Source organism: Peptoniphilus sp. (genome assembly GCF_022767005.1).
Lineage (GTDB): Bacteria > Bacillota > Clostridia > Tissierellales > Peptoniphilaceae > Peptoniphilus_A.
In genome coordinates this window covers 1-11,567 of the sequence record NZ_JALEOV010000055.1, presented here as the reverse complement: position 1 = coordinate 11,567, position 11,567 = coordinate 1, and the positions used below count along the sequence as shown (strand labels likewise).

Genomic DNA, 11,567 nt, shown 5'->3' with positions numbered 1-11,567 from the left:
TAAGCAAGATTTTCCGCTGGAGTTCTGTCAACTTCATTAACTCTCTTATCTTTTAAATTTTCTGGAATGTCATCAAATTCTGAAATATATTTTTGAAAGGTCTTATTTATTTCAGCTTTGAGTTCCTCTTTATTTTCATATGCGCGCAAAATTCACCTCTAAAACTTTTAATTTATATAACTTGATTTAATTAAGCCTATTTTATCATTAATAACTTGCGAAAAGCAATAATGCCGCTCAAGAATTAATATTATATACGAACTTATAATCCAGTAGCAATGCCTATGCACCTATGGTAGCTTCTTTATCTCCTTTATCAATGATGAGTTTGTGTTTTCTTTTAATTTTTCATAATTTTAACCTACTATTTTACTAACAATGCAGTAATTTCTACTTCCCACGTGAATTGACTGCTCCTAAGTGTATCAACTAAATCTATACATATATAGAAAAATATACATGAACCTTTTAACAATATGTAGGGCTATCCTTAAATAGTTTATTATAAAATAATTCTTATCACTCTAACGCTTTTTTTAATCTCTGCACCATCGGTAATTTACTACGTCAGTTATCATATTCCAGACTTCCTGAATATCTCAATTAATAAATACTCTTATATTTGATGTCATCATAAATTATTATAATCAAACTCATTATTGGTTCTAATTTAAAGATACTTGCTCGCTTCCCTAACACTTAATATGTCCATTTTATCTTGTTGTTCTTGTATAAAACTAATTACCCACTCCCGATTTGTCTTTGAGTACTCTCTTAGTGCCCATCCAATCGCTTTGTTTATAAAAAATTCATCTGTATTAAGACTATTAATTATAATATTTTCTAGAATTCTAGTATTCGTTTTTTCTTTCAATCTCAACTGATATTCTATTGCCGTTCTTTTTATCCATATATTTTCTTCACTTGACCACTCTAACATTAATTGATGCACTCTTTCATCCTTAATTGCTATGTTACCAATCACCTGTGCAAGAAAATCTATTGTATCCCACCAAGATTTAGTTGTTATTAATTCCCTGATTTTTGAAATATCTTCATAAAATAAAAACTCTCTCATTTTAAGTAAGTAATCATACACAAGATACTGAAATTCTCTATACTCATTCTTATAGCATTGAAATAAAAAATTCCAATCTACAACTCCATTTTTCTTTTCAATTTTCAAGAATTCATTATAGATTTTTCTTCTTTCAGGAGTTGCAATACCAAAAAATAAAAATTTATTTTTCATGTATTTTGACATTGAAATAGCTTTTATTTCATTACGATGTTTTTCAAATTGCTCTTCGATGCTTCTGTACTTATTCATATTTCCTATCCTCTTCAATTTATTGCCAAGTCATATATTAACTATAAGGTAACAGATATATAATTTTTAACGATAAGTAGGAGTTACTGTTAAAATGTCTCAGTTATACAAAATAAAAGTTGTTTACTTACAGTAATCCTCTATTTTGTATCCGTATTCTTTTAGAAGTTCCCTTGAATAAATTTTTTCATTTTTTGAATTTCTGATTTCTTTCCAGAGTATAGCTGCAACCTTTAATTTATTAGAATAATTATTGCTACATTCATCTGTACAAAAGTCTTTTAGAAATTGATTCCACTGACAAGCTGAATTATCATACTTGGCATAGTCTGACTCTCCATAATAAACATCTAGCATATCTTTAATGGTAAAATTTTCATCGTTCTTTCTTTTCACTTTTCGCCAAGCCGTTGCCATATCAGCATTAAATTTAAAGCATCTAGTTTCCGTTATTTCTGAAAAATAGTTTCGAAATTTTTGATTGAATGAAAATCCACATTCAAATAATGAAGTATCTAGAGTTATTACGTCTATTTTTTTCTTATTTACTTTCCTTGAAGATTTCTCTATTTTATTGCCTTTGAAATATTCTTCTATAACATGATTCAGTTCCTTTTTTGTGCCACTGCACTCTAGTCCAAGAGATTTACAAATTTGTGAAAGTTCTTCTCGAAACCAATAATATGTATTAAATTCTTCAAATGTTTTTATATCTTTAAAATCTGGTCTGCTTTCTCTCATATAATCACCTTCATAACATCTCATATAACTATTTTTTATTATACCAGTTAAAAAACAATTAGTCTTCTGTCATCATAAATAGATTCACTGGTATCATTTCTGCATATAATAGCCCTATCAAGTGCATAATTATGGCAATAACTCCGTCAATCTTTTTCTGTGAATTTTCTTTGTCTGACTTATATTTCCAGCTGGCTGTTCCTATGAAGATATATCCTTAATCCATCTAAGTACTGGATAAAAACTTTACCTTCAGTTGTTTGGATATCGTCTTGCTTTTGCCAAATGTCATAATTTACATGGTCCCTCTTGTCCATTGTCATCAATCTCATCGCTTGCTTGATCCATTGGTTAAATCTTAATTACCTAAAAGAAATTTCTTCTTCTGAATTTTGTTTGCAGGGTTAAAATTTTGTTCTGCTTATTTTTATCTTAAATAAAAAGGCACATATTAATTTTTTATAATTGATAAGTTGTAAAATTAAATGCGACACTAAACAAAAAATAAAAACTCATATTAACTAACTTCGTGTAAAATGTTAATAACGACAAAAACACACAGGTCGGTTAATATGAGTCACAAATATCTTACACTAAATGAAAGAAATAAGATAGAGGTTTTACACAAAGAAGGATATTCTTCTAGAAGAATATCGAAAATTTTAGGGTTTCACCATTCAACAATTTCCAGAGAGCTTAAAAGATACGAAGATAATTATAAAGCTGAAACAGCAAATAAAGATTATAAGTCTAAAGCTTTGCTTAAAGGCAGAAAGACTAAAATCAATAATCGATTAAAAAAAAGTATAGTTGAAAAGTTGAATTCAAAATGGTCTCCCGAACAAATTTCTGCTACTGTTTTAAAAGGTGTTGTTTGTTTTAAAACCATCTATAATTGGCTTTATACAGGTGCAATTAAATTTGAAATTAGTAAACTTAGAAGAAAAGGAAAATCAAGAAAAATTAAGGAGACTAGAGGACGATTTAATATTGGAACTTCTATAAGAAAAAGACCAAAAATGATAAAGAAAAGACTAGAATTCGGTCATTGGGAATTAGATACGGTTGTATCATCAAGAGGTAAAAGCAAAGGATGCTTAGCAACATTTGTTGAAATGAAATCAAGATTCTATATAGCTTTACCAATGGAGGATAGAAGTAAAGATTCAATGCTTGAAGCTGTAAAAAAGTTAATAAAAGCATTACCCAAATATGCTTTAAAAAGTTTTACATCAGATAGAGGTAAGGAATTTGCTTGTTATAAAGAAATTGAAGATATGGGTATAGAATTCTATTTTGCTGATCCATATTCAGCATGGCAAAGAGGAACTAATGAGAACTCAAATGGATTATTAAGAGAATATTATCCAAAGAAAACAGATTTAGCTAAGATAGATATAGAAGAGTTGATAAAAAATATAATGGAGCTTAATAATAGACCTAGAAAATGTTTAAATTATCAAACTCCATTTGAAATATTTATGCACGAACTTAGTTTAGAGTAAGTGTCGCAATATTATTTGCAATTCATCATAAATAAAAAATATTACTGAAAGAGGGTAATATCAAATGAAAAATATGATAATTAGAATTTTATTTATTATAATAATAGTAGCTTGTATTCCTATATTATTTGTGGACACAAATCATTTATATGGACTTATAGCGACATTAAATTATTATCTACTCAGTCCATTCTCTCTTCCTGTACTAATTTTAATGCCATTAATTTTTAAAAATAAAAAATTATTTTGGGGATATATTTTATTATTTCCATTGGGGTGGAATATATTCTTTATCCTTTATTTTTTAGATGGCACACCTTATAGTTATGTCAGCCTAAGCTCCTTTATAGTGGGAATTTTAATATCTATATATTTAAAAAAATTTTTTTCAAAAAATATTTAATCCAATCTCAGCACACAATAAAATAATTATACTTATTGCTCTTAGACTAATAGGATAAGAAAAAGTAAAAAGCTTTTAAGGTTTTAAAAGAAATCTTAGAAGCTTTTTTTATTTAAGTTTGCAGTATTTACTCATGAATTGTATTTTAAAATATTTTATTATCCAAATAGGAGGTGGGAGTATGAACATAATTGAAGTGAAAAGTCTAACTAAAAATTTTAAAGAAAAAAATCTTTTTAATGATTTTGACCTTGAAGTAGAAACAAATACTATACACGCTATAATTGGACCTAATGGATCTGGTAAAACTTCTCTTTTAAGAAATTTAACTGGACTTTATAATAAAGATTCAGGGGAAGTAATAGTTAAGGGAAAATATGCCATGCTTCTTGAAAATGACTACTTGTATGAAGATAAGACTGGGATTGAAAACATTAGGATATATGGCTTATATTTTGGATATGAGCTTAAAAATTATGAAAAATATTCTGACTTATTAGAAATCACAAAGGATTTAACTCGAAATGTTTCAACTTATTCCAAGGGGATGAAAAGAAAACTTTCTTTATTAATTATAGTAATGATGAATAGGGAGATCCTATTTTTAGATGAAGCAACAAGTGGAGTAGACCCAATATCAAGAGTGGAAATTAGAAAACTCATCAAAGTATTAAAAACAGAAGGCAAGACCATTGTTATTACAAGTCATGACCTTGATGAAATTGAAAAGGTGGCAGATAGAGTTTCAATGCTTAAAAATGGAAAACTACTCTTCACTAAAAATATTACTGAAATAGGAGGGGAAAGTTTAGAAGAGTTATTTATAGAAGAGGGAATAAAATGAGAAATAATATGAATATTAATAAAGCTTGTAGATATTATTTGTTTAGAGATAAGGACATAATATTAAATATAATAGTGTGTATGATTATTGTTTTGGGATTTTCTTTTTTGCTATATAAAAATGTTTTTGAATCTAAGTCAACTTCCTATGTACTTTTAATGCTCTATGTTTTAATAGTGGGTCTTACACAGATAACAGCAAACTCTATGATAATTAACCTAACTGTAAAAGATAAATTAAACAAAAGAATTGAATTTATAATAGCATCAGGAATAAATATAAAAAATATTATTAGGGCATATACAATAGAGATGTGGAGAATTTCATCCATCCTTCCATTTTTCTTATTTTTCTTTACATACTATCTTTATGATTTTAAAAAAGATTTTAAATGGATTGTAGGAATATATATATCGACTGTAATTATGCTTTATTTTGAAATTTTATTTTTAAATATTTTTTCTTTATCCAGAAAAAATTTTAAATTTTTCAAAAATTTAGTATTTTTTGGAACTACACTTTTTATATACATTGTAGGCTCCTTTTCTAATAAGATTTTAAATCTATTAGATAAATACGATGTAAATTTAATTTATTTGATAGTTGGAATCAATATAATTTTACTTTTAACTTTTGGGATTTTTTCAATAATTAATCTAGCGAGAATTAATAATGAATCAATTATAAACAAGGAGGGGACATGGTCATAAACTTAATTAGAGAAGATATAAAAAATCTATTAGATAAAAACGCAATCTTAATGTGCATAATGGCAATATTTTTCACCTTTATTTCTTATTTTTTGGGAGATATTAATGAGGGTACAAGTATTGCTAACTTTATGAAAATTGAAGGCTTTTTAATTTTGTATATTGTGTTTTTTATAGAACTTGCAAAATCCACCCTAATAGGTGATAAGATTAGTAAAAAAATTGAGTTTATCCTTGCAAATGGTTTAACAAGAAAAGAACTCATTGTAAAATATATGATTTCCATAATGATAGCTACTTTTGTTATACTTGCTCCAAGTATAATACTAATCCTACTGAAAATAAAAATCTCAGCACCAATAATAGTGAATCTTTTTTTCTCAATTATTTTTGAAAGTGCAATAGTAGTTATGATGATTTTATATACAATAAATATAAATAAATTAAATGGACTTCAAATAAAGTTGATTTTATCAATGATGGTAATTATGGGAATCTGTTTTTTACTTTATTATTTTACAAATATGATAGAATTATATTTAGCTTTAAAGATAACTATATTCACAATTATTCTCATATTTTTGAGTATAAAAACAAATAAAGAAAGGATTGTAATTAGCTACTATTAGATATGTATAAGAAATTAGAAAAAATTGCTTTAGCTCACTTACTTATAATTTTATTTTGGGGAATTCTTTTTAAAACCAATTTGATAATAAAAGGTGCCCCATTTTTGAATGCAGTTTCTATTATTTTATTTTTCACATTATATTCATTTATATATACGGAATTATCAAATAAAAATATTCCAATAAAATTTTCAAAATTTTCTTTAATAACTTCTTTATTGCCCATAGCTCTAATCTTGGTTGATAAGATAAATTTTAAATTAATCCTTGGAATTGTAAGTTTTATATCAACATTGACCTATATTAAAAAATTTATAATAGATAGATCTATCAAAGATATTAATATCTTGCCAATTAATAAAGCATCAGCACAAAAATTTACCATAGGAATGGTAATCTTCTCTTTTATAATTATATATTTGTTTAACATTGATACTATGATGGCTTGTTTATTTTTCCAAATTATTTTTTTAATAATGGAGATTTTCTTTATAATATATATAAAGGATAGGGAAAATATATATGAGAATACATATAATTTATTTTATCTTTCTGAATATATGGAAGATGAGAGAGATGAATTTGCAAGGATTATTCATGATGAGATAATTCAAGATATATTTGCTGCGAGAAATTACCTTTCACTAAAAAACTCAGACATAAATCATGCAAGGGAAATTCTCATTAATTTGGAAAAACGGTTAAGAGAAATGATGAAATTTTACCATGCAAATTTATTTGAAGATGTAAATATTGATATATCTATTGAAGGAATATTTTTCAATATTTCATCATTATATCCAGAAAAAGAAATAAAAGTACAAAAGACGATTGATGAAAAACTATTAAAAGAAAATAATAAAAAATTAACTAGATTTATCTCAATAATATCAAAAGAATTGATAAATAATATTTACAAGCATTCAAAAGCTACATTTTTGAACTATAAGTTAAGTATCAAAGATGATTTTATCGTCTTGGAATTAGAAAGTGACGGAACAAATGAAGAAGATTATGAAAAAATAAAAAAATCACAAAGAGGCATTTTATTACTTAAAATTTTAATAAATTCAAATGCTGGAAACATAAAATATGATTTAAACAAAGATTTGCTTTCTACAAAAGTAAAGTTGGAGGTGAGAAATGAAACTTCTTTTATTAGATGACCATAAATTATTCGGCGAATCTATTAAGCTTCTTTTAGAAGAACAAGAAGAAATTGAACTTTGCTCTTATGCCACAAATATTGATGAATTTTTTAAAAAATTGAAAAATGATGTTTATGACATATTGTTAATAGATATTAATCTCAAGAATGAAAAAACTGGATTTGATATAGTAAAGCAAATAACGGAAGAAAATCAAAATCAAAAGATAGTAATTTTATCATCATACGACATGGACAACTATAAAGATAGGGCATTCAAATTAGGAGTAAAGGATTTTATAAATAAATCCGTAGAAATTGAAGAATTAGTTTTTAGGCTAAAAGAAGTCAACTCTGGAAAAATAAATAATAAATTAGTTTTTATAGCCAATCCACTTACAGAACGAGAAGTTGAGGTTCTAAGAGAATTAATAAAGGGAGAAAATAAAAAAGTGATTGCAAAAAAACTTTTTATAAGTGAGAGAACCCTATACAATCACATAGCAAATATATATGAAAAGCTAGGCACAAAAAATGCACTTGAAGCCTATAACAAGGCAATGGAGATAGGATACATAAATCCAATTATGTAAAGATTTTAAAGACATTTAATTATTGGCAATTTAATTATAAATTTAGCATATTTAGTCAGCTAAATATAATACCTAATGAATTGAGAGAAAGCATATTGAGAATTTCGGGTAAAAAAATTAGAAAATTTAGATAAAAAATAAATTGTCTATTAAAAATTAAAAAAAGAAAAAGAGATAGAATTTATGAGAATAAGTTAAAATTGTCTTTAAATCAAAGATAAAAACAATGCTCTAAAATGCGAACAGCTTAGAAAAATTAATCTAAGCTGTTTTTATTATACCTTAATGCTTTATTTAGTTTTAAATTTTTGATATAAGATTTAAAAATATTTATAATAGAGCAAGAAGTGAAACTAAAGATTAGGTTTAAGTTAAAAAACTCTCATTAAAGCAAGAAATTGAATGAGAGTTTTATTTTTTGTAGACTTCTGTGGTAAAGTCCGTATTTATTTTTCCGTTTTTTATATTGTATATATTGCTTGCGAGAATTTCTTTTTCTAGCATTTTTTTTATTATTCCATTAGATTTATCGTAGAAGCTTTTAAAGGAATAAATTTTATTTTTGTTTTTTGATTTTTTAAATATTTCTATGCCTCTTTCGTCACAAGCAAGGACTCTTGTGTAGGGTTCTTCAAAGGATTTTTTTATTTCATCTTTTTTTATGTCTAAGAGAATTTCAAGCATAAGTCTTTTTATCCTCGATTTGCTATGTCTTTTTGAGTGGACTTTTTCTATAAGTTCTTCAAAATTTTTGGAATCTAGATTTTCTAAAATTCTATTTTCTAAGCCTACTTCATAGTCAAAATAATTTTTGAAATTTATTTCTTCTGAAATTATTTTGTATTTAAAGATTTCAAAATAATTTTCTAAATTGTTTTCGGGTTTTAGCTCATAATGTGGTATAAAGTTACTTACATCTTCCTTATTATAGCAAAGGCTTCTTATATAAGATGCTGATGCAAATTTGCCAATTGAAAAGTCATCATTGTGGTTTATATTTTTTCTTTCGATTGAACAGGGCTTTATTCTTGAATTTAATTTTTCTAAACTTTTAATGTACTCAAGTGCTAAGATGTTATTTGGCTTTTTTAAAATTTCCTTTTCTTCTTGAGATAAAAAGTCCATGGCAAGCTCGCGAGATTTTATAAAAGAGTTTCCCTCATCTAAGAATTTTTTTATTTTAAAATCATTTAGGTTTTCCTTAATTTTTTTTAATAAATTTTTTAAAATTATAGAATTATCTTCGCAGCCAAAGTAAAGTCTATGGACAATACCCATGGAATTTAAAATATTTATGCTGCCATGAGCGAATATTTCTGCGTTTGATGTTGAATAGATTAGTGGTAGCTCTAAAACAAGGCTTGCGCCATTATTTACGGCGATTTTTGCCCTTTCAAACTTATTTATTATGGCAGGCTCGCCTCTTTGGACAAAATTCCCAGACATTATGACTACTATATAATCTGAATATTCATTTTTTATTTTTTGTATTTGATATGCGTGACCATTGTGAAAGGGATTGTACTCCGCAATTATAGAAGCAATTTTCATATTTTAAAACTCCAATTATTGACTAATGTCTACATCTGTTATAAACTAATTATTAGTTATTATACTATATTTAATGAATTTTAAAAACATGAGGAGGAAATATGAAGATATTAGTAATTAATTGCGGATCTTCTTCTCTTAAGTATCAATTAATTGATATGGAAACTGAAGAATTGATGGCAAAGGGTTTAGTTGAGAGAATTGGTATTGAAGGCTCAAGAATTAAACATGAAACAATAGGTAAAGAAAAGAAAACTATTGAAACTCCAATGCAAGACCACAAAAGAGCTTTGGAACTTGTAATGGAATCTCTAACTAATGAAGAATATGGTGCAATCAAATCACTTGAGGAAATTGACGCAGTAGGCCACAGAGTAGTACACGGTGGCGAAGACTTCGCAAAATCTGTTGTAATTGATGAAAAAGTCTTAAAGGGAATTGAAGACAATGTTGAAATAGCTCCTCTTCACAATCCACCAAACATTATGGGAATTAAGGCTTGTCAAAGACTTCTTCCAAATGTTAAACAAGTTGCAGTATTTGATACAGCTTTCCATCAAACTATGCCTGAAGAAAGCTACATCTATGCACTTCCATACGAATATTATGAAAAATATAAAATCAGAAGATTTGGTTTCCACGGAACTTCCCATAAATACATCACTAATAGAGCAGCTGAAATGCTTGGAAAAGATGTAAATGAAGTTAATTTAATCACTTGTCACCTTGGCAATGGTTCAAGTATTTGTGCAGTAAAAAATGGTAAATCCATTGACACTTCAATGGGTTTTACTCCACTTGAAGGTCTTGCAATGGGAACTAGATGTGGCGATTTAGACCCAGCTATTATTCCATTTATTATGGAAAAAGAAAATCTTTCTACTGAAGAAATTAACACTTTAATCAATAAAAAATCTGGTGTACTTGGAATTTCCGGAGTATCAAGTGACTTTAGAGATATTGAAGCTGCAAGAGATGAAGGAAATAAGAGAGCTAAACTTGCCCTTGATATTTTTGAAAAAAGAGTTCGTGGATACATTGGATCTTATATGACTGAACTTGACCATGTTGATGCAATTGTATTTACAGCAGGTGTTGGCGAAAACTCAATTGAAATGAGAGAATCAATTGTTAATGGATTAAAATCTTTAGGAATTAAAATTGACCCAGAAAGAAATAATGTAAGAGGCGAAGATAAACTTATTTCTGCTGACGATTCTTCAATAAAAATATTTGTAATCCCAACTAATGAAGAGCTTATGATTGCAAGAGATACTAAGGAACTTGTTAACGCATAATTTTGCAATAAGTATTGACATTTAAAAAGTAAAAAGTTATAATAATTTGTATGTATTTTTGAGGTGAGTATATGAAATTAGATCTTAGTGCTTTTTTGTCATCTGATGATGTTAGGTTAAACTTCGATGGTAGCCTAGAGGAAAATGACACGGATTTGAGTTTAGAAGATCTAAATCTCATCTATCCAATAGAGTACAATGGATATATTCATGATTTGACAGGGGAATTAGAACTTTGTCTAAATATTTCCTACAAATTTAAAGCAACTTGTGACAGGTGCCTCAAAGAATTTATAAAAGAAAAAGAGACTAGTTACATTGCTTACAATTTTAAAGACACTAGTTTATATGACGATGATTCAGTAGACGAGTATTTTAAAATTACTGATGATTCCGTAGATCTTTCGGAGATTATTTTCTCACAAATTATTACATCTATTGTTGGAAAAAATTTGTGTAGAGAAGATTGTAAAGGTCTTTGTCCGCATTGTGGCAAGAATCTTAACGAAGGTACTTGTTATTGTGAAAAAGAATCTTCTGAAGAGAAAATTGATCCAAGATTTGGAAAGTTATTAGATTTATTTAAAGATGAGGAGGTGTAGAAATGGCCGTACCTAAGAGAAAAACTTCAAAACAAAGAAAGAATAAGAGAAGAGCATCTTCTTACAGATTAAATAAAGCAACAGTAGTTGAATGTCCTAACTGCCATGAAATGAAATTACCTCATAGAGTTTGTCCATCATGTGGACACTATGCAGGCAAAGAAATTGTTGCAGAAGCTGAATAATTAAGTGAGACTTAGGTCTCACTTTTTTT

13 protein-coding genes are annotated in these 11,567 nt (G+C 27.1%); 9 read left to right on the top strand and 4 right to left on the bottom strand.

Annotated features, from left to right (window positions below):
- The 3 genes from MR285_RS04465 to MR285_RS04455 form a co-directional block, all read right to left on the bottom strand.
- A partial coding sequence (locus MR285_RS04465; RefSeq protein ID WP_293558441.1) for a ClbS/DfsB family four-helix bundle protein occupies window positions 1-149 on the bottom strand: 149 nt, incomplete at its 3' end.
- Between the two features lie 521 nt (window positions 150-670).
- Window positions 671-1,330, bottom strand: a complete 660-nt coding sequence (locus tag MR285_RS04460) for a DNA alkylation repair protein (protein ID WP_293558439.1) — start codon at window positions 1,328-1,330, stop codon at window positions 671-673.
- Window positions 1,331-1,453: 123 nt separating this feature from the next.
- A complete protein-coding gene (locus tag MR285_RS04455; RefSeq protein ID WP_293558437.1) occupies window positions 1,454-2,071 on the bottom strand; it encodes an SAP domain-containing protein in 618 nt (205 codons plus the stop codon).
- A gap of 572 nt (window positions 2,072-2,643) precedes the next feature.
- Between MR285_RS04455 and MR285_RS04450 the strand changes: the two genes are divergently transcribed.
- The 6 genes from MR285_RS04450 to MR285_RS04425 all read left to right on the top strand — a co-directional run bounded on the left by MR285_RS04450 (window position 2,644) and on the right by MR285_RS04425 (window position 7,902).
- A complete protein-coding gene (locus MR285_RS04450; protein WP_293558435.1) occupies window positions 2,644-3,576 on the top strand; it encodes an IS30 family transposase in 933 nt (310 codons plus the stop codon).
- A gap of 584 nt (window positions 3,577-4,160) precedes the next feature.
- A complete protein-coding gene (locus MR285_RS04445) occupies window positions 4,161-4,823 on the top strand; it encodes an ABC transporter ATP-binding protein (RefSeq protein ID WP_293558433.1) in 663 nt (220 codons plus the stop codon).
- Window positions 4,820-5,533, top strand: coding sequence for a beta-carotene 15,15'-monooxygenase (locus tag MR285_RS04440; protein ID WP_293558431.1), 714 nt, complete (start codon window positions 4,820-4,822; stop codon window positions 5,531-5,533). The genes MR285_RS04445 and MR285_RS04440 overlap by 4 nt, the downstream gene beginning before the upstream one ends.
- The gene (locus MR285_RS04435) at window positions 5,524-6,162 is read left to right on the top strand and encodes a hypothetical protein (RefSeq protein ID WP_293558429.1); all 639 of its coding nucleotides are present in this window, start codon (window positions 5,524-5,526) and stop codon (window positions 6,160-6,162) included. Before MR285_RS04440 ends, MR285_RS04435 begins: the two co-directional genes overlap by 10 nt.
- A 104-nt stretch (window positions 6,163-6,266) precedes the next feature.
- Window positions 6,267-7,328 (top strand): histidine kinase, encoded by a 1,062-nt coding sequence (locus MR285_RS04430; protein ID WP_293558427.1) that lies wholly within the window; start codon window positions 6,267-6,269, stop codon window positions 7,326-7,328.
- Window positions 7,306-7,902, top strand: coding sequence for a response regulator transcription factor (locus tag MR285_RS04425; protein WP_293558425.1), 597 nt, complete (start codon window positions 7,306-7,308; stop codon window positions 7,900-7,902). The genes MR285_RS04430 and MR285_RS04425 overlap by 23 nt, the downstream gene beginning before the upstream one ends.
- A gap of 411 nt (window positions 7,903-8,313) precedes the next feature.
- Here MR285_RS04425 and MR285_RS04420 read toward each other — a convergent pair whose 3' ends face one another.
- Complete coding sequence (locus tag MR285_RS04420) at window positions 8,314-9,453, bottom strand: nucleotidyltransferase (RefSeq protein ID WP_293558423.1); 1,140 nt, start codon at window positions 9,451-9,453, stop codon at window positions 8,314-8,316.
- A gap of 101 nt (window positions 9,454-9,554) precedes the next feature.
- Here MR285_RS04420 and MR285_RS04415 point away from each other — a divergent pair, with 101 nt between their 5' ends.
- From MR285_RS04415 to rpmF, 3 genes are all read left to right on the top strand, one after another.
- Window positions 9,555-10,751, top strand: coding sequence for an acetate kinase (locus MR285_RS04415; RefSeq protein ID WP_293558421.1), 1,197 nt, complete (start codon window positions 9,555-9,557; stop codon window positions 10,749-10,751).
- 71 nt (window positions 10,752-10,822) lie between these two features.
- A complete protein-coding gene (locus MR285_RS04410) occupies window positions 10,823-11,353 on the top strand; it encodes a DUF177 domain-containing protein (protein ID WP_293558419.1) in 531 nt (176 codons plus the stop codon).
- Window positions 11,354-11,355: 2 nt separating this feature from the next.
- Window positions 11,356-11,538, top strand: a complete 183-nt coding sequence (gene rpmF, locus MR285_RS04405; protein WP_019107039.1) for a 50S ribosomal protein L32 — start codon at window positions 11,356-11,358, stop codon at window positions 11,536-11,538.
- Window positions 11,539-11,567 lie beyond the last annotated feature (29 nt).